This is a genomic window from Corallococcus aberystwythensis, assembly GCF_003612165.1.
Taxonomy (GTDB): Bacteria; Myxococcota; Myxococcia; order Myxococcales; family Myxococcaceae; genus Corallococcus; species Corallococcus aberystwythensis.
The window spans coordinates 13,410-30,882 of record NZ_RAWK01000101.1; the positions used below are offsets into that span (position 1 = coordinate 13,410).

At 69.0% G+C, this 17,473-nt stretch carries 15 protein-coding genes; 7 read left to right on the plus strand and 8 right to left on the minus strand.

Annotated features, from left to right (window positions below; all coding sequences use genetic code 11):
* Positions 1–8: 8 nt before the first annotated feature.
* Entirely contained in the window at positions 9–1,274 is a 1,266-nt protein-coding gene (locus D7W81_RS18035) for an amidohydrolase family protein (RefSeq protein ID WP_158621621.1), read from the minus strand.
* Between the two features lie 80 nt (positions 1,275–1,354).
* On the opposite strand from D7W81_RS18035, the gene D7W81_RS18040 reads away from it, so the two are divergent.
* Positions 1,355–1,942 carry a hypothetical protein gene (locus D7W81_RS18040; protein WP_120556629.1) on the plus strand — a complete coding sequence of 196 codons (588 nt, stop codon included), beginning with the start codon at positions 1,355–1,357 and terminating at the stop codon, positions 1,940–1,942.
* Positions 1,943–1,951: 9 nt separating this feature from the next.
* Here D7W81_RS18040 and D7W81_RS18045 read toward each other — a convergent pair whose 3' ends face one another.
* Positions 1,952–4,477, minus strand: a complete 2,526-nt coding sequence (locus D7W81_RS18045) for an OTU domain-containing protein (RefSeq protein WP_120556630.1) — start codon at positions 4,475–4,477, stop codon at positions 1,952–1,954.
* 169 nt (positions 4,478–4,646) lie between these two features.
* Between D7W81_RS18045 and D7W81_RS18050 the strand changes: the two genes are divergently transcribed.
* Positions 4,647–6,218: a discoidin domain-containing protein gene (locus D7W81_RS18050; protein WP_120556631.1), complete on the plus strand. Its 1,572-nt coding sequence runs from the start codon at positions 4,647–4,649 to the stop codon at positions 6,216–6,218.
* An 89-nt stretch (positions 6,219–6,307) separates the two neighbouring features.
* A complete protein-coding gene (locus D7W81_RS18055) occupies positions 6,308–7,744 on the plus strand; it encodes a glycoside hydrolase family 43 protein (protein ID WP_120556632.1) in 1,437 nt (478 codons plus the stop codon).
* 5 nt (positions 7,745–7,749) lie between these two features.
* On the opposite strand, the gene D7W81_RS18060 is transcribed toward D7W81_RS18055, so the two are convergent.
* From D7W81_RS18060 to D7W81_RS18070, 3 genes are read right to left on the minus strand one after another with little or no spacing between them, the layout of a single operon-like run.
* Positions 7,750–8,985 carry a PKD domain-containing protein gene (locus tag D7W81_RS18060; protein ID WP_120556633.1) on the minus strand — a complete coding sequence of 412 codons (1,236 nt, stop codon included), beginning with the start codon at positions 8,983–8,985 and terminating at the stop codon, positions 7,750–7,752.
* Positions 8,986–8,990: 5 nt separating this feature from the next.
* A complete protein-coding gene (locus tag D7W81_RS18065; protein ID WP_120556634.1) occupies positions 8,991–9,794 on the minus strand; it encodes a hypothetical protein in 804 nt (267 codons plus the stop codon).
* A 37-nt stretch (positions 9,795–9,831) separates the two neighbouring features.
* Positions 9,832–10,548: a TetR/AcrR family transcriptional regulator gene (locus tag D7W81_RS18070; protein ID WP_120556635.1), complete on the minus strand. Its 717-nt coding sequence runs from the start codon at positions 10,546–10,548 to the stop codon at positions 9,832–9,834.
* Positions 10,549–10,672: 124 nt separating this feature from the next.
* On the opposite strand from D7W81_RS18070, the gene D7W81_RS18075 reads away from it, so the two are divergent.
* Positions 10,673–11,545 carry an NAD(P)H-binding protein gene (locus D7W81_RS18075; RefSeq protein WP_120556636.1) on the plus strand — a complete coding sequence of 291 codons (873 nt, stop codon included), beginning with the start codon at positions 10,673–10,675 and terminating at the stop codon, positions 11,543–11,545.
* A gap of 1 nt (position 11,546) precedes the next feature.
* On the opposite strand, the gene D7W81_RS18080 is transcribed toward D7W81_RS18075, so the two are convergent.
* Positions 11,547–12,677, minus strand: a complete 1,131-nt coding sequence (locus D7W81_RS18080; protein ID WP_120556637.1) for a hypothetical protein — start codon at positions 12,675–12,677, stop codon at positions 11,547–11,549.
* A 197-nt stretch (positions 12,678–12,874) separates the two neighbouring features.
* Between D7W81_RS18080 and D7W81_RS18085 the strand changes: the two genes are divergently transcribed.
* Together D7W81_RS18085 and D7W81_RS18090 are read left to right on the plus strand one after the other, a co-directional pair.
* Positions 12,875–13,687 (plus strand): N-acyl amino acid synthase FeeM domain-containing protein, encoded by an 813-nt coding sequence (locus tag D7W81_RS18085; RefSeq protein ID WP_120556638.1) that lies wholly within the window; start codon positions 12,875–12,877, stop codon positions 13,685–13,687.
* Positions 13,688–13,767: 80 nt separating this feature from the next.
* Positions 13,768–14,478, plus strand: coding sequence for an iron-containing redox enzyme family protein (locus tag D7W81_RS18090; protein ID WP_120556639.1), 711 nt, complete (start codon positions 13,768–13,770; stop codon positions 14,476–14,478).
* A 75-nt stretch (positions 14,479–14,553) separates the two neighbouring features.
* On the opposite strand, the gene D7W81_RS18095 is transcribed toward D7W81_RS18090, so the two are convergent.
* Together D7W81_RS18095 and D7W81_RS18100 are read right to left on the minus strand one after the other, a co-directional pair.
* On the minus strand, positions 14,554–15,504 hold the full coding sequence (locus D7W81_RS18095) for a helix-turn-helix transcriptional regulator (protein ID WP_306440895.1): 951 nt from the start codon (positions 15,502–15,504) through the stop codon (positions 14,554–14,556).
* Positions 15,505–15,811: 307 nt separating this feature from the next.
* A complete protein-coding gene (locus D7W81_RS18100) occupies positions 15,812–16,366 on the minus strand; it encodes a hypothetical protein (RefSeq protein ID WP_120556641.1) in 555 nt (184 codons plus the stop codon).
* 349 nt (positions 16,367–16,715) lie between these two features.
* Here D7W81_RS18100 and D7W81_RS18105 point away from each other — a divergent pair.
* Positions 16,716–17,473 (plus strand): hypothetical protein (locus D7W81_RS18105; protein ID WP_120556642.1); only part of this gene is annotated, 758 nt, incomplete at its 3' end.

Sequence of the window (17,473 nt, forward strand, 5' to 3'; positions counted from 1 at the left end):
CCTTTCCGTTACTCGGCCGGCGTGCGGGCGAAGAGCACCTTGCCCGCGCGAATCGTGCACTTCACGTCGGTGAACCGCCGGACGTCCGTGGAGGGATCGCCGTTGAGCACCACGACGTCCGCGTCGAAGCCCGGCTTGACGCGGCCCCGGCGCTCGGCGGCGCTCCAGCGCTGGGCGGGGGCGGTGGTCAGCGATGCGAGGATCTGCATCGGCGTGAGTCCCGCGTGCGCCATGAGGACGTATTCCTGCGTCGGATCCAGGTCCGTCATGTACCCGGCGTCGGTGCCGAACAGCACCTGGCCCCCGGCGCGGGAGAACGCCGCGAGCTGCTGCTCGGCACCCGTCACCAGGCGGTCGCGCACGGGGATGGGGACGTCGGCCTTGGCGAGCTCGTACCCCCAGAGCTGCAACGTCGGCACCAGGGACACATGGCGCGCGACCATCTGTCCGACGAGCTCGGCGCTCCACCCGGTCTTCGGCGAATCGATGGTCGTGTGCACGATGACGTCGGCGCCGGCCAGCACCGCGGCGCTCACCCCGTCGGGATCGGTGGGATGCACCATGACCAGGCCCCCCCGCTGGTGGGTCTCGTCCGCCGCGGCGCGCGCGACGTCCTCGGACATGCGCCGGATCTCCCCTTCGCCCTGGGGCGTGGCAACGAACAGCTTGGTCCCGTTCGCGCCGGTCTCGAAGCCCTGGCGGACGATGGCGCGGGCCGCTTCCGCCGACGCGGGTTGCGGAAGCTGTTGCAGCACCGCGGGCGGCAGGTCGCGCAGGTAGAAGGGGAGGCCGTTCTGCGGATACATGGGGGAGCCGACGGTGAGGATCGCCGGCCCCTGCAACTCGCCGCGTTCAATCCGCTGGCGAAGGGCCCCGGTGTTCGCGGGGTCGGAGCCGGTGTCGACGACCGTCGTGAAGCCGAAGCGCGTGGTCAGCTGGGTGAGGGGCGGCTGGAGTTCGTCGCGCGTCCGGCTGGCGGCGCCTTCGAACGCGGGGGCCGTGAAGTGGAGATGGCTGTTCTGGAACCCGGCGGTGATCACCCCGCCACTGCACGCGTCCTCGCGCCGGATGCCGTCGGGCGGAGCGTCCGACGCGGAGCCGATGGCGTCAATCCTCCCACCGCTCACGACCACCCAGGCGTCGTCCAGTGGGGGCGCGTCCGGAGCGACATAGAGCCGCGTGCCCGTCAGGAGATAGCGGTCAGCGGCCGGAGGACGCGGGCTCGACGCGCAGCCCATGGTGGTCAAGCAGAGAAGAAGTGTGATCCGATTCATGATGTTCGCCTCGCTGCGTCGAACCGTGCTCCCAAGCGCGGCGCCGGTCAAACGATGGATTGCTCTGATATGCATTGGCCATGTCCCTGAAGCACGCCCCGGCCCTCCTCGCGCTCCTGCTGTCCCTGCCTGGAGATGCCCCCCGTGCGGCGGATGCGAAGCCCGCCACCCCGGTGTCCGGCCGGTGCGCGCAGGCCCCCCTGTTCCAGCGCTACGCGCGCAGCGGCATGGTGGAGTCCCTGCCCGGAAACAAGGTGCGCCTGTCGGTGGTGGCGGACGTCCACGGCGCGGACTGCGGCACTCCCGACTGCTACTTCACGAAGGTCCGGGCGGTGTTCCACTTCGCGCAAGGCAAGGGCTGCCAGGTGCGCGAGGTGGAGGTCTCCACGGAGGACGGCGGCTGCAGCCTGGAGGGCCGGAGCCCTTCGCCGAAGCGGGAGACCTTCTTCCCTAAAGGCCCTGCGGACGTGGCGGACCCGGCGCTGGGGCAGCTCACCCTGCGCACGCGCAAGGCGGACCGCGCCCTCGTCCTGCTCGCGCGCAACCTCTTCTACTTCGAGGACGTGAAGGCGGACGCCCTGCTCCACACGACGCTGCCCACCCCTGAGGAGGAAGAGGACGCCTGCTGCTGGGGCGCCTCCATCGCGGAGTCGCACTTCCGCGATTAGGTCAGGGCTTCACATCAACCGCGCCCGGGGGTTCGAATCGCCCAGGGCCCGGAGCAGGTTCTCGAGCGTCCACGAGCCAAGCTGCGTCAACATCAGCACGTGCTTGAGGTACAGCATCACCAGCACGAGCGCGGCGAAGCGCTCGTCGCCCATCGTGTGATTCGCCCGCGCCTTGAGCACCCGGGCAAGAAACGAGTCCAGGACCTGGTCGAACGACCGCGAGAACTGCACGTTCTTCACGCCCAGCTCGCTGCCGAGCATCCAGAAGAGGTCGAAGAGCTGCTCCAGCTCGAAGGAGATCCCTTCGCCTGCTCGTGGCGCGAGCGCCTGCCGGCCGTCGCCACGCTCCACCGGCAGGACGGAGAACGCTCCGATCCGCCGCCGCAGCTCGACAGGGGACATCACGCCCGGCGCACCCGTCCTGCCCCGCGCACCTCCTTCGGGCCCTCCGAGCGCCAGCATCGGCCGCGGCGCGGGCGCCTCACTCCGCACCGGGATGGAGAAGGGCTCCTGCCCCGTTGACGCCTGCCGCAGCCAATCCGGCAGCCGGAGGTGGGCCATCAGCTCGGGCGGGAGGTAGAGCTTGATGTGCGGCATCGCGAGCACCGGTCCCGCGAACAGGACGAGCGCCCCGGTCATCATCGGATCGCCGCGCGCCTGCTCGAAGGTGATGGGCAGCGAGGCCTCGATGTCCATGACGAAGCTCAGGTCCAGGTGCTCTTCCGCGTACGAGCGCTGGAACGCGAGCCGCCGCTTCTCCTGGGTGTCGTCATTCTCCACGATGAGATCGTCGTAGTCCTCCGTGTCGGAGTCGGAGTCGTCCGCGAAGACCGAGTGGGCCGATACAATCTTCAGGAGCGCGGAGTTCCGGAGGAAGAGATCCGTCAGACACGTCCTCGGCACATCCTGCCAGACGGTGTGAGGCTCCACGACATCCCGATACGGGTTCGGTGCTCCCCATCGGGTGAGGCGGTGAGGGGTGGGGTGCTCCACGCCCCAGCGATCGAAGTAGTGGTAGTACCTGACGACGCGGGTGTCGTCATACCTGTACTTGTTGCGTTTGCGCTTCTCCTTGTAGTCCCACCAGGGCACGTTGGGGAGCCCTCCGGGGAAGCGCTCGCGCGAAAGCGTGTCACTGTCGATGAGGTCGCGTGAGTCAGGGGCCAGGAACCATTTCGGGTAGGAATTCCCGTGGGTGCCTCCTGAGTAGAAACGCCACTGCTCACGCGCCTTGGAGAGGCTTTCGTTCCGCGCCTTGTGGGCCTTGTTGCAGTCAAAGCAGTCGATGAGCGTCCCGCCCACGAAGACATCGTCCTTGAGCCCCTTGCCCGTGCGCCGCCGCTGGATGGCGGCCGTGACGTTCATCTCCCCGTGGACGACGCCGGTGTCGAGGGCGCGGGGGACGTGGGGGATGAAGTAGATGCCGGTGGCGCCCGCCATGTACCGCTGTTCCGCGGTCAGGGTGGACGTGTCCTCCAGCACGCCGGCCAGGAGCGCGGCCTTGATGCGCACGAGCTTGTCCCGCGTCTTCCCGCCCGTGAGCTGCTCGAGCTTTCCGCTCCGCAGCGCCTCGATCTTCTCGAGGTCGACGCTGCGCCGGGGCTTCCTCGTCGTGCCGCTCGGCTTGTTGAAGACCACCTCCTGCGTCCTGGGCACGCGGAGGATGTCGTCACTCGAACCCGCATGCGGATCCGTCAGGGGACCGCTTCCCCTGTAGTCCGTGAGCAGCCGGGTCAGGGCCGTCCGGATTCCCGCGGTGTCGTTGTTCATGCTGACGACCAGGGCCTTGTCGTCCAGGGCCAGGGCCACATGGACGGATTCCTCCGTCGCGACGAGCCGCCCGATGCGGTCGAGCAGACGGTCCGCGATGGACATCTCCTTGCGGGGGACGGCGTCCCGTTCCCCGATGCCCACGGAGGGATCCTGCACCCGGCCGAAGGGAGGAATGCTCCCGCCGCCCTCGACGGGCACTGCGCGGTATGCGCGGTACAGCTTGCGCATCTCGCGCTGCAGGGTCGGGCCCGCGCCGAACGCGAACCCCAGCATCTCCACCTCGTCGAGCAGGGTGGTGAGCAGCCCTTCCAGGTCCAACTCCTCCTCCGGCTGCTGCCTCATCTGCTCCGCGACCTTGGCGCGGTAGAACTTCAGGGCCTGGATGGAGGGCTCCGCACCATGCCGGCGGTAGGCCTGGTGAAAGGCACGGTAGAGGCAGTCCCCTCCGCCCGTGTTGGTCACGACCGCCGAGCGATCGAAGACCGCGCCCTCCAGCGGTGCCTCGCGAAGCGCCTCGAAATGGGACCCGCGACACAGGATGTGCAGGGTCGCCGGGCCGTGGTTGTACTGGTGCACGAGCCGGAAGCGGTGGGTCTCGCTCTCCGTCCAGAAGACGAGGTGCACGCCGAAGATTCGCGCCAGGTGCCGGGCCTCGACCTCCGCCCCCCAGGTCCCGCCCTCCGTCACGTCCTCCATGTAGGCCTGACTCAGGGCCTCCAGCTTCTTGGGCTGGCTCACGACATATTCGGCGAAGGTTGGCATGCACCTGAAGTCTAGGCGAACCCGGGTTTTCCTGCCCGGGTTGCTCAAGCCCTGTCACCGCCACCCAGTGAATCCGGCATATTCCATTTAGTCTGAACTAAATTGACTTTCAGATTTCGGCGCTCGCAATGTCTCTCCGTCGCCAAGGCTGGCGACAGGGGAGCACACCATGCCGAAGTCGAAGCACCTCGCGTCCTGTCTTGCCCTTGCCTTGACCGCGGCCGCGCCGGCGGCCCTCGCGGATTCGGCCATCTACGGCGGTGGCCCGTTCTATTCCGGCGGCACCGCGGTGATGGACGACCTGCGCGGTTCGGGCTTCACCACCGTCATCCTGTGGAGCTTCCACATCGAGGACAACGGCGACCTCGTCTACAACGACATCCCGGTCGTGAGGAACGGCGCCTATATCGGCGACCCGGCGTGGCCCACGCGGCTGGCCACGCTGAAGACGGCGCCGACCTCCGTCAACCGCATTGAAGTCTCCATTGGCGCCTGGAGCGTCCCCGACTTCGAGCGCATGGCCCGGCTGGTCAACGGCACCGCCACGGGCTGCGGCAGCACCCTGGTCTGCGGCACCGGCACCAACAGCATCCTGTACCGCAACTTCCAGGCGCTGAAGACCGCCACCGGCGCCAACGCGGTCAACTTCGACGACGAGAGCGCGTACGACCTCGCCCCCACCACCCAGTTCGGGCAGATGCTGGCGGGCATGGGCTTCAAGATCACCTTCGCGCCCTACACCCAGCAGACCTTCTGGCGCAGCCTCAAGGACAACCTCGGCAGCGCGGTCGACGGCATCTACCTCCAGGTGTACGACGGCGGCGCCGGCAACAACCCGGCGAGCTGGAACACCGCCATGGGCATGACCGTCGACCCGGGCCTGTGGTCGCGCCACGGCACCGGCTGCGCCAGCGGTGACTCGCCCGCCACGGTGCAGAGCAGGATGAGCAACTGGAAGAGCACCGCCGGCATCAACGGCGGCTTCATGTGGCTGTACGACGACATCCAGAAGTGCGCGGCCCAGGGCACGAGCGCGCAGTACGCCGCGGCCATCAACACCGCGGTCAGCGGCAACACGCCGCCTGTCGCCAACTTCGGCGTCACCGTGAGCGGACTGACCGCCACCTTCAGCGACGCCTCCAGCGACAGCGACGGCACCATCGCCTCGCGCAGCTGGAGCTTCGGTGACGGCAGCGGCTCCACGGCCGCCAATCCCAGCCGCGTGTATGCCAATGCCGGCAACTACAACGTCAGCCTCACCGTGACGGACAACGGCGGCGCCAGCCACACGAAGACGCAGACCGTGTCGGTCGGCGCTGGCTACGCCAACCTGGCGCTCAACAAGCCGGCGACGGGCTCCACCGCCTGCAACAGCACGGAGACGCCGGCCAGGGCGGTCAACGGCAGCGTCTCCGGCGGCACCACCGACAAGTTCTGCTCGCTGGCCTCCGCCGCCTGGTTGCAGGTGGATCTCGGCTCGGCGCAGACGGTCAGCAGCGTCACGGTCAAGCATGCCGGCGCGGGAGGGGAGGCGAGCACCTGGAACACCCGGGCCTTCACCGTCCAGACCTCCAGCAATGGCACGACCTGGAACACCCCGGTGACGGTGACCAACAACACCGCCAACACCTCCACCCATGCCATCAGCGCCACGTCCGCGCGCTACGTGCGGCTCAACGTCACGACCCCCAGCCAGAACGGCGATCCGGCGACGCGCATCTACGAATTCGAGGTGCGCTGACCCTCCCGTGGGCTGACACAGGGGGCTTCATCAACCAGCAAAAGCTGATAGACGTGACCTCCAGGACTTCACCTGCCTGGAGGTCATCGATGCAGAACCCTTCGTTGTTGTCCGCCGTCGTCCTCGCCGGAGCGCTCGCGGCGGGTTGTGGTGTGGAGCGCCCGGACGAAGCCCCCGTGGATGAGTCCCCGGTAGGCACGTCCCAGGCGCCGCTCGCGTGCAGCACGCGCATCACGTACGGGGACCGGTGGATCCACCCCGGTCACCCGGAGCAGCACGACACTGCCAGCGGCCTGGTGACCTGGGACGGCAGCTGCGTCAACGAGGGCACCAACTCCTACGCCGTGCTGTCGAACGGGTGGAAGCCGTACTTCACCGGGCGCGACGCCTGTGTGATGGCGCTCGACACGGACTGTTCCGGCGTCCAGGCCTGCGCGACGCGCGTCACCTACGGCTCCGCGTGGTTGCATCCCGCGGGGCACCCGGCCCAGTACGACGACGCGGGCGGCCGCGTGTTCTGGGACCGGGGCTGCACGAACGCGTCCCCCAATTCGTACACGGTGCTGTCGAACGACTGGGCGCCGTACTTCAGCGGCAGCAACGCGTGTGGCGTCGCGCTGCGCTACACGGGCTGTGGGGGGCTCTACCAGAACCCCGTGGTGCCCACGGACTGCGCGGACCCCGGCGTCATCCACGACGGAACGCAGTACGTCGCGGCCTGCACGTCGGGCGGCGCGGCCAACGCGTTCCCGCTGCGCACGTCCAAGGACCTGGTCACCTGGACGTCCGCGGGCAACATCTTCCCCTCCGCGCGCCGGCCGACGTGGGCCACGGGTGACTTCTGGGCGCCGGAGATCCACAAGGTGGGCGGCCGGTACATCGCGTACTACACCGCGCGCCACCAGGACGGGAAGCTGTCCATCGGCGCGGCGACGGCCACCAGCGCGCTCGGGCCCTTCACGGACCTGGGGCGTCCCCTGATTCACGACACGGGCATGGGGATGATTGACGCCACGTTCTTCTACGACACGGCGGGCGTGCCGTACCTCGTGTGGAAGGCGGACGGAAACGCGGTGGGCCAGTCCACGCCCATCTATGGCCAGACGCTGGCGGCGGACGGGCTGTCGCTCACCGGTACGCGCCGCACGCTCATGAGCAACACGCTGGGCTGGGAGGCCCACGTCGTCGAGGCGCCGTGGGTCGTCGCGCGGGGCGGCTACTACTACCTCTTCTACAGCGGCAACTCGTACGCCAACAGCACCTACGCCGTGGGCGTGGCCCGCGCCACGAGCCCGCTGGGGCCCTACACGAAGCTGTCGTCCCCCATCCTCAAGACGGGCGGCGGCTGGGTGGGCCCCGGCCACAACTCCGTCGTCACGGGCCCTGGCGGCGACACGGTCATGGTCTACCACGCGTGGAACAGCGCCCACACGGCGCGGGTGATGCTCGTGGATGCCATCACCTGGCCCAACGGCTGGCCCGCGGTGCCGGAAGCCCCGTCCGCGGGCTCCCGTCCCATGCCGTAGCCGCGCTACTTCGCGGGCGGCCGTTCCGCGGGGAGGGGAGGTGGGCGCACGGGTCCGGCCTTGTAGGCGGACCACGACAGCGACACCTCCTCGCCCGTCGCGTCGCGCCCGTGGAGGAAGTCGATGACCTGCTTCACCTCCGGACGCACGTCGGAGGCCGGCACGGTGACGTGGCCCCGGAAGCCGCCGCGTCCCAGGTCCTCCTCCATGGTGATGGCCTCACGCCACGGGCGCGTGCGGGTGTCCACCTGGTCATCCCAGCTCACGGTGAGGCGTTCCACGCGGTCCCACGTGACGTCGCCGCCTTCCGGCACGTCCACCCGCACCTCGCTCCTCCAGCCCTCGTCCGTGGCGCGTGCGACCACCCGCTCCAACTGGAGGCTCGCCCGGGGTGGCGCATCGGAAGCAGGCTGCCCCCGGACCTGCACGAACGCCGTCGCCGTCTGCTCGCCGCCATCACTCCGGGCGGACAGCCGCACCGTGAGGACGCGCACGTCCGGCGTGGGCACCGCATAGGCGTGCGTGGCCAGGGGCACCGTCGTCGCGGCCGCGCTTCCGTCCCCGAAGTCCCAGGCGTACGTGGTGGCGGGGTGGGGTGACACCGCGCGGAAGGCGAAGGTGGCCGGGCCCTGCTGGGTGACTTCGATGCGAAGGGCGTGGGCCTGTCCCTCGTCCTGCCCGCACGCGCGCACGTCGATACCGGCGACCTGCTCGGCCAGCACGCCGACACGCCGGCCTCCCAGGTCCTTGCAGAGCTGGAAGCGCACGAGGTACCGGCCGGGCGTGACCGGTGCATGCCATCGCAGACTGGGACCGGGGTGCAGCTCCGCGCCCGTCTCCGCCCCCGGCCAGACCCAGCGCTGGACGGCGCCTGGTTCGGCCGTGCCCCCCACGCGAGCCGACAGCATCATCACTTCGCCTGCGCAGACCCACGGACGGTCCGCGTCGATGCCTTCAATGACGGCGGTGGACGTCAGCACCACCCGCTCCTCGTTGAGCGCGGAGGAGAGCGCCTCTCCTGTCGCGGCGGGCGGAATGCGTTCGGGGGCGGGAGGCTCAAGCCGAGCATGCGCGGCAGGAGCGGGTGTCACCCGCGCGGGGGCCTCGCTGGGGGTGTCCGGAAGGGCAGGGGGCACGTCCTCGCGGGGACGCACCCGGACCCTTCCCACCGCCAGGAGGACGCCACCCAGCAGCAGCAGGACGCCGACGGCCCGCCTCCTGCGCTCACGCTGTCCCGCCATGCGCGTCAGAAGCCGAAGTCGTTGAGGTGGCGCCGGTAGCCCTGGGAGTTGGGCCGGTACCACTGATCATCCCAGCCCGTGAAGTCCACGTCGTCGAGCAACCGCTCCGTCTTGCCGTCGAGGATGACGGAGTTGATCAGCTGCACGGTGGTGGAGCCCACGTTGCGCGAGGCGAGCTTGTTCGCGGTGGGGTCCAGGTACTGGGCCGTGGTGCGGCTGCAGTAGTCCTGGAGGAAGCAGCCCTTGTCGCACGTGGCCAGCGAGTTGTAGGCGCCGTGCTTGTCCTCGGCCATGTAGACAACGGGCCATCCGCGATAGCCATTGCGCGCGTCGCTCAAATCGTACTCAAGCTGATCAAACGCATACCAGGCGGAGGAGTCACACGCGCTCTTGCGGTGCGCGGACAGGTAGGCCTGGTCCAGGTACCAGCGTCCGCCGGAGTAGTGCACCTCGAGGATCTGGAACTCGGGGTCGCCGTCGTGGCCGGTGGTGACGCCCGTGTCCTCGAAGAAGGTGTCCAGGTAGAAGATGCGCAGGGTGCGCGTGGCGAAGGCCTCGCTCTTGACGGCGTAGTACGGCCGGCGCGCCATGCCGCTCTCTCCGCTGTCGAACCAGAACAGCGGCATGAACCACTTCGCGACCTGGAATTCACAGTCGTCATTGAGCCCGTCCCGGTCCGCGTCGGTCCCGGTGCCCCAGCAGTTGTCGCCATAGGGGATGACGGAGAGGCCATCCGCCCGGGCCAGCGGGGCGGACAGCGCGAGGAACAGGCCCAACGACACGGCGGCGGTGCGAAGACCCCGGCTCATGCAAGCGCTCCAGCGGGACGTCGAGGAAGGCCGGAGGCTACCCAGAGTTCGCGATGCGTTCGAGCAGCTCGCTCAACAAGGCGCGCTCGCCCTTCGTCAAGACCGTGACGCGGTCCAGCGAGGCACGCAGCGTCGCGGCCACCGCATGGACCTCCGCGTTCGCGGGGCGGGCTGCCTCGCTGGTGATCGCGGCCACGACCGCCTCGCGCGCGGCCTCGGCCAGCCTGGGGTCGCGCTGTGCTTCGGGCTGGCGCAGGAGCGTGAGCACGGCCCCGGTGCCCATGGACGACACCAGGTCCAGGGCGCGCTCCTCGCTGACGCGCAGCCGGCCCGCGAGCGCGATGTTCCGGATGCGCCGCCGCAGGACCTCGTTCCCGTCGCTGACGGAAGGCGGCTGCAGCTGGGGATCGCTGCACATGAGCGCGAACAGCCCGGGATGGCCCAGCCCGAACGCGACGTGCATGTCCCAGCCGTCGCGGAAGTCCTGGAGCGGATCGGGGTGGGGCCTGCGCGCGGACTTCTTCGCCACGTAGCCCTTCATCACGTGCTCGATGACGGCAGCGAGCAGCCCGCGCTTGTCGCCAAAGAGCCGGTAGATGGCCGGCGCCTGCACCCCGGCGGCGGCTGCCACCGCACGGGTGGTCGCGGCATCCGGCCCCCCGGAGGAGATGAGCTCCGCGGCGGCAGTGAGGATGCGCTCGCGCACATCGGCGCCCTCGGCCTCTTCAGCGGCTGCCTCGTCGCGGTCCTTCATGGCGCGGACATAACACGCGGCCTGGATAACGACGGTATCGAACCCTTGCTAACGGCGATACTGGTCGTTACGTTATCGCCGTTACTTGATTTTAGTTTCCACCGATAACAGGCAGGGGCCTTCAATGATCGTCGTGACCGGAGCCACCGGGCAGCTGGGCCGTCTCATCGTGGAGAAGCTCGTCAGCCGCGTCCCGGCGGACCGGGTCGCTGTCAGCGTCCGGGACGTGCAGAAGGCCCAGGACCTGGCGGCCCTGGGCGTCCGGGTGCGTCGAGGCGACTTCGCGGAGCCGGACAGCCTGCCGCACGCCTTCGAGGGCGCGAGCCAGGTCCTCATCGTGTCGTCCAACGCGTCGGCCACCGGCGGAGATCCGCTCGCCCAGCACCGCTCCGCCATCGCGGCCGCAAGGTCCGCGGGCGCGCGGCGCATCGTCTACACCAGCCACATGGGCGCGAGCCGGACGTCGGCGTTTCCCCCGATGCTCGACCACGCGGAGACGGAGCGGATGCTGGGTGAGTCCGGCCTGGCGTGGACCGCGCTTCGCAACGGGTTCTACGCCGCGAGCGCGATGTTCCTCTTGGAGAAGGGCCTGCGGACGGGGGTCTTCGAGGCGCCGCCGGACGGAAAGGTCTCCTGGACCCCGCACGCCGACCTCGCGGAGGCGGCGGCGGTCATCCTGGCGAACGAGGGGCGGTACGACGGCCCGACGCCACCGCTCACGGCGCCGGAGGCGCTCGACTTCGGGGAGCTGTGCGAACTCGCCTCGAGCATCCTCGGCCGTCCGCTCCGCCGGAGCATCGTGTCGGAGGAGGAGATGGCGGCGAAGCTCACGGCGAACCACATGCCCGCGCGACCGCTCGCCATTTCACTCGGCCTCTATCGCGCGAGCCATCGCGGCGAGTTCGCGACCGTGGACCCCACGCTGCGCGAGCTGCTCGGGCGCGAGCCGACGCGCATGTGCGAGGTGATCGCCGGGACGTTGGGCAGGCCCGCCTAGCTCAGGGCACGCGGAAGAAGCGCAGCTCCCCGGGGCGCAGGTCCCCCAGGAACTTCCTCCACCGCTCGTATTCGCTGTCGTACGAAGCCCGGCGCACGTACACGTCGCCAATGGCGCCCGAGGTGGGCGAGGCACGCAGCCACAGGTCCAGATTGCCCTCGCCGTCCATCCGCACCACGCCGATGTCTCCCGGTGCCGGCGTTCCCGGCAGCGGGGGCAGCGGCTCCACACCGTCTTCCGGCGTCTTCTGGATGCGCTGCATCCGGTCCCGGATCGCGTCCAGCACCCAGGCGTCCATGCCCGGCTGGGCGCGCAGGCTCGGCTCCTGCGCATCCATCCGAGCACTCACCGTGGGGAGCACCTGGGTGCGGAGGGTCTCCACCGCGCGAGCCTCCCAGCCCAGGTAGCGGGTGCTGGTCTGGAGGGCCATCTGCAACAGGTTCAGGTCGTCCAGGGACGGCAGCCCCGGCGTCCGGGCCAGCCAGGTCTCATAGAACGTGCGGAGGAACCACTCCTGGTCATGCCGGATGACCGGGACCACCGCGCCCCATTCCCAGTCCGGCGCGAGCCCCACCTGTCCCAGGTGCCACGTATTGAAGCCGCTCCGCGGGTCGGTGAACTTCAGGAACTCGCCCCAGCGGGCCTCGGCATCGGGGCGGGACTCGATGAACGCACGGCAGCGCCGCATGTCCTCGGCCGAAGCGCGCGGATCCGTGGCCACCAGGTCACAGGCCTTGTTCACGGCTCCGCCTTCGACCTCGGCGCGCAGCGCGAGCCGTGCATCCTGTTCCTGCTGTGCGCGGTGACGTGACGTCGCCCACGCGCCCCCCATGAAGCACAGGTAGGCGGTGACGGCGCACGCCACCAGCGCCACCATGGGAAGGCCCATGCCCAGCGGCACCGCGTCAAAGGGACGGTCCGACAGGAAGCGCCGCCAGCCGACCCAGAGCGTGAGGACGAGGGGCAGGACCGCGAGCACGAAGGCCAGCATGTTCAACGCCTGGTGCAGCGGCGTGGCGCTGTTCCGGTACGACTCGCTGCTGAAGGCCAGGGTGAAGAAGGTGCCCACCAGCAGCGCCACGCCCAAGCCCAGCTCCACCAGCAACAGCAGTCCCGCGACGACCGCGCTCATCTTCGATGCCCCTGTCCCGTCGCGGCCAGGGCCCCATGCTCCCGACCGCGCAGTTGAAGCGTAGTCGAACCCGGTGACGCGACCCACCGGGGCGGTGGGGAAACGCAGGGCCGTGCTCGAACTCGGGCCGCTGGTGGCGAAAAGAGAGGTGTGAGGCGGCGGGATGCCGGCCTCGCTTCGCTACCGGGAGAGGATCCATGACGTGCAGGCACTGGCGCTGGCGTGTCGCCACCACGCAGCGGGAGCTGGATGACGTGGCCCGCATCCGCTGGGCTGTCTTTGGTGGAGAGATGGGCTTGCTGTCCGAGCAGTCATCGCTGTCGCGGCGGGAGGTGACCTGCATCGACACGCTCGACACCACGGTGCACCTGCTCGTCCATGCCGGCTCCGAGCCGGTGGCGACGATGCGGGTGGCGCTGCCCAACGCGGAGCTGGCGGCGAACCTGGGCGGGACGGTGGGGCTGGAGATGGCGCAGCGGGTGGACCTCGCGGGCCTGATCCGGCCGGGCATGGTGTTCGCGGAGCCCTCGCGCTTCTGCGTGCTGCCGAAGTGGCGGCGCACGGAGGCGGTCTCGTGGCTTCAGACGGCCATGTACACGGAGAGCCGGCGGCGCGGGGTGACGCACTGGATCGCGTCCGCGAACCTGGAGACGGACTCGCGTGAGGACGCGCGGCTGTCGTGGCAGGTGGCGGCCCACCGGGGATGGCTGAGTCCGCGCTGGCGGGTGGCCGTGCCCGACCCGTGGCAGGCCCCGGTGCATCCCCGCAACCCCTTCTATACGCCGGAGGAGCGCGCGAAGGCGGAGCAGGGGCTGTTGGACGGACTGCGGGTGCCCCGGTCCCCCTCGCTCTTCGCCACGACCATGGGGGCGCGCTTCATCTCGGAGCCGCTCTACGACGCGTATTTCCGCTGGTTCACGCTGCCGCTCATCATGGCGCTCGATGAGATCCCGGCGGAGAGCCTGGCGCGCTTCCACGCGCTGGACACCGGCATGAGCCCCGCCGTCTAGGCCTGGGGCGGTTCCCTTCTTCCCTTCACCTTCAACACGCAGCAGCCGGGAGCCCCACAGGCCCCGGACAGGAGACGTACGTGCAAACCCAGACGGAGCATCAGGCAGGAACGAATTGGTTGGCGGTGCTGGACGAGGAGTCGCGAGGCCTGGTGGCGGCGGTGGATGCCCAGCCGGATGCCCACCGCCTCCTCGAGGGCACCCTCGACGCGGAGGGCTACATCCACTACCTCGTCCAGACGTACCACTACGCGCGCTGGAGCACGCCGATCCTCGCCGAGGCGGGCCACCGGCTGAACCGGCTGGGCCGGCACCCGGAGCTGGCGGCGCTGTTGATCCAGAAGGGGGAGGAGGAGCGCGGGCACGACCGGTGGTTGTTGTCGGACCTGAAGAACCTGGGCGTCCCGGAGGCGCAGGTGGAAGCGGCGGAGCGGAGCCCGGCGGTGGATGCGTATACGGGGTGGAACTTCTTCACCTCGCGCGCGGGCGTGCCCACGGCGGTGCTGGGGACGGCCTACGCGCTGGAATACCTGTCACAGACGCGGGCGGGCGTGTGGGCGGAGCGGCTGAAGGAGGTGTCCACCATCCCCAACATCCACAAGTCGGTGACGTTCCTGCGCAGCCACGGGGCGCTGGACGGGGACCACGTGGCGGAGATGCAGCGGATCCTGGCGCGGCTGACGGAGCCGGAGGACCAGGAGGCGATCCTCTTCTCGGCCCGGGTCGCCCGGAGCGTCTACCCGCGCATCTTCCGGGAGCACGGCGCCGCCAGCCACCCCCCGGCGAAGTAGGGACAGCCGCACGCGAGTGGGGAGCGCCTCCCGTCCCGGGCCTTCGGGAGGCGCCTTCCCTTGCAATCCACCAGCTCAGACAGGCTTGTTGAGGCGGGCGGCCTGGTAGAGGAAGTCCGCGCGGTCGTCGACCTTCAGCTCGTTGAAGATGTCTCGCACGTGGGTCTTCACGGTGTGGAAGGAGAGCCCACTCTCCTCCGCGATCTGCTTGTTGGACCGGTTCCGGAGCAGGTACTTCGCGATGTCGACTTGCCGGGGCGTGAGCTGGAGCTTCATCTGCGCCGGCAGCGGGATGGAGGTGGGAATCTCATTCATGATGAGGGCCCATTGGCGCGGACCGTCGGGGGCGGGCATCTCGACGAACCGGACCGTGCGGTAGGTGTCGCCGTGGAGGGAGATCCAGACGTTGTTGTCGAGCCGCGAGTCCGCGTCCATGCGAACCAGGGCGTTCAGCTGCGCCTTGAAGATTTCAGGCAGTCCGCAGGAGTCGAAGTCAGAACGGGCGAACCACTTCTCCAGGAGGCCGTCGGCACGCGGCGAGCGCAGCTCGATCCGGGAGGGCGGCTCCACGACGATGAAGCCCGTATCAGGGCGGTTGTAGAGCACTTCGAGGAGTCTGGCGCCGGTGGCGGTGGTCTGGAAGTCACTGCAATTGCGCACCATGTTCATCAGGTGCTCGTTGAGGCTGGAGAGGGCGGAGGCGTTCCCGGAGGAGAAGGGGCGCCGCAGCGTCCGGTAGAACGCGAGCGCGCCAACGAGGCCGGGGCGGATGGGGAGGAGCACCGCCATGATGTGCTCCAGGGGCGGATCCAGCTCCCGACTGCGTTGGTAGATGAGGGTGCGCTCGTACGCGTCGCGGGTGAGCAGTTGCGTGTCGCGAATGGGCACGTTGGGGCGCTTGAGGATGGGTTCCCGGAGGAAGTCGTGTTGGGCCAGCTCGGCGTATCCATCCAGGATGGGGACGGGAGGGCCGGGGACGTGCCACTGGAAGTCGAAGGGCTCGACGTGCATGAGGCACAGGGCCATGGCGTCGGCTTGAACGAACTGCAGGAGGGGCGCCCGGGTGGCTTCGAGGGCCTCGGGGAGGTCCTTCGACCTGTGAAAGGCGGCGATCGCCCTGTCCCGGACCACGAGCTCTTCGGCGTTGAAATCCGCTGGATTGAACATCCACCCTCCTGGAGCAGGCCACGCGCAGTCTGACTCGTGGCGAGTCCCATGCATAGGGATGGACTGAAAACCTGTCCCTCACCCATTGGAGGGATTGACCGTGGGCGCACGGTCCGGGCACCGCCCGAGGCCTCATGCGAAGGCCCCGGGCGGAGTCCTGCTCAGCTCACTGGATGACGGTGACGATCTGGGCCTGGCAGGTGTTCGGGTCGATGAAGGACTGGGCCGCGTCGACCGTGCACAGGGCGCCGCCATAGGTGCCGAAGTAGACCGTCGCCGAGCAGACGCCGGCGTTGTCGCTCACGTCCACCCGCCAGACGCACGTCTTGGCGCCGGCCGGGTTCGCCGGGTCGACCGTCCAGTAGTACTGCTGGGAGAACGACGGCGCGGGGGTGGGGGCGCTGACCTGGAACCCGCCGATGTTGGCGGTGGGCACCGGGTAGGGATTGTACACGCCGTTGAGCGTCCCCGTCAGGACCTGGAGGCCCAGGGAGATGTTGGCGCCGCTCTGGTTGATGACGAGCAGGTCCTCCACCGCGGGGCCGACGGACGCCACGCCCTTGCCCACGGGGATCTCAATCGCACCCTCGCGGACGCTGACATATTCGTTGCGCTGGGAGAGGAAGTCGGGGAACCCCAATTCCACCTGACCGGCAAAGGCCATCGACGGCGTGAGGGACAAAAGAGAGGCAGCCAGGAAACGCTTCACGTTCCTCGTCATGGACTTCTCCTGAGTTGATTGTGCGGGGGTTGGCCGGAGCCAATGCCTTACTAGCACCGGTCTTGTCCTAACTGCAAATCAAAACTGGCAATTCGAGGAGTTCCTGTGGGCGCGGACTATTGCGATCCGGGCGTGTTGCCCATTCGTTTGAATGATTGCCTAAGGGGTTTCCCTGGGTTGGGAAAGCCATACACACGTCGCCTGACGGGCAGGGTTTGGAGCTGGATTCCGATGGAAGTGGTTGGGCCGGGACTTTGCTCTCCGTGCGGCATGAGGGAAACGCGGCGTGAAGAAGAGGGCGCCTCCAGCAGCTGCCAGGGACCAGGGCTTTCGATATGACGCTGCGTCAATGATTCGCAACCTGCTGCTGTCCGTCGTCCTGGTGCCCGCGGCCTCGCTCGCGGCGCCTGCCGCCGCCAACGCCATCCCCTCCATCCAGGAGCCCGGGCCCGCGGACACGCCGTCCGTGGAGGCCGTGACGCCACAGGCTCCAGAGCGGCCCGTGCTCTCCTTCGCGGAGGCGAAGGAACAGTACGAACTGCGGCACATCGGCTTCGACGACTACGTCGTGACGGCCGTGAGCCCCTGGGCGGTGGGAAATGGCGGCTGGTCGATGAGCCCTCCGAAGACGGTCGCCCGTTGGACCCTCCCCTACGAGGGGAAGCACAAGAAGCCGCTGGAGGGCGTGGCGTTCTACGAGAAGCTGGGCAAGGCGGACCTGGTGGATGAGTACCAGTCCAACATGCGCAAGAAGATCCTCATCGGGGTCGCGGGCGGCGCGACGATGGTCGCGGGGTCGGCCTTGATCCTCGGGGTGCTGGGACCCAAGGACAAGGACTGCGACCTTGGCCGGCCCGACTTCAGCGCCTGTGTCAGGGGCAACCTGGATCGCGGCGACAAGCGGCTGACGCTGAGCCTGATCGGCATGGGCGTCGCCCTGGTGGGCGTGGGCGTCCTCACCTATGGCGTGTGGCTCACCCCGCATCCCGTCGCGCCCTACAAGGCACGTGAGCTGGCGGACGGCTACAACCAGCAGCTCCAGCGGGAGCTGGGACTGTCGGACGACCCGGCCCCAACACGTACGCGGGCCTGGCGAACCTCCTGGAC

Bases quoted from the DNA above. Each gene is read 5' to 3' on its own strand.
- D7W81_RS18035 (WP_158621621.1), bottom strand. From the start codon at position 1,274: ATGAATCGGATCACACTTCTTCTCTGCTTGACCACCATGGGCTGCGCG.
- D7W81_RS18040 (WP_120556629.1), top strand. From the start codon at position 1,355: ATGTCCCTGAAGCACGCCCCGGCCCTCCTCGCGCTCCTGCTGTCCCTG.
- D7W81_RS18045 (WP_120556630.1), bottom strand. From the start codon at position 4,477: ATGCCAACCTTCGCCGAATATGTCGTGAGCCAGCCCAAGAAGCTGGAG.
- D7W81_RS18050 (WP_120556631.1), top strand. From the start codon at position 4,647: ATGCCGAAGTCGAAGCACCTCGCGTCCTGTCTTGCCCTTGCCTTGACC.
- D7W81_RS18055 (WP_120556632.1), top strand. From the start codon at position 6,308: ATGCAGAACCCTTCGTTGTTGTCCGCCGTCGTCCTCGCCGGAGCGCTC.
- D7W81_RS18060 (WP_120556633.1), bottom strand. From the start codon at position 8,985: ATGGCGGGACAGCGTGAGCGCAGGAGGCGGGCCGTCGGCGTCCTGCTG.
- D7W81_RS18065 (WP_120556634.1), bottom strand. From the start codon at position 9,794: ATGAGCCGGGGTCTTCGCACCGCCGCCGTGTCGTTGGGCCTGTTCCTC.
- D7W81_RS18070 (WP_120556635.1), bottom strand. From the start codon at position 10,548: ATGAAGGACCGCGACGAGGCAGCCGCTGAAGAGGCCGAGGGCGCCGAT.
- D7W81_RS18075 (WP_120556636.1), top strand. From the start codon at position 10,673: ATGATCGTCGTGACCGGAGCCACCGGGCAGCTGGGCCGTCTCATCGTG.
- D7W81_RS18080 (WP_120556637.1), bottom strand. From the start codon at position 12,677: ATGAGCGCGGTCGTCGCGGGACTGCTGTTGCTGGTGGAGCTGGGCTTG.
- D7W81_RS18085 (WP_120556638.1), top strand. From the start codon at position 12,875: ATGACGTGCAGGCACTGGCGCTGGCGTGTCGCCACCACGCAGCGGGAG.
- D7W81_RS18095 (WP_306440895.1), bottom strand. From the start codon at position 15,504: ATGGCCCTGTGCCTCATGCACGTCGAGCCCTTCGACTTCCAGTGGCAC.
- D7W81_RS18100 (WP_120556641.1), bottom strand. From the start codon at position 16,366: ATGACGAGGAACGTGAAGCGTTTCCTGGCTGCCTCTCTTTTGTCCCTC.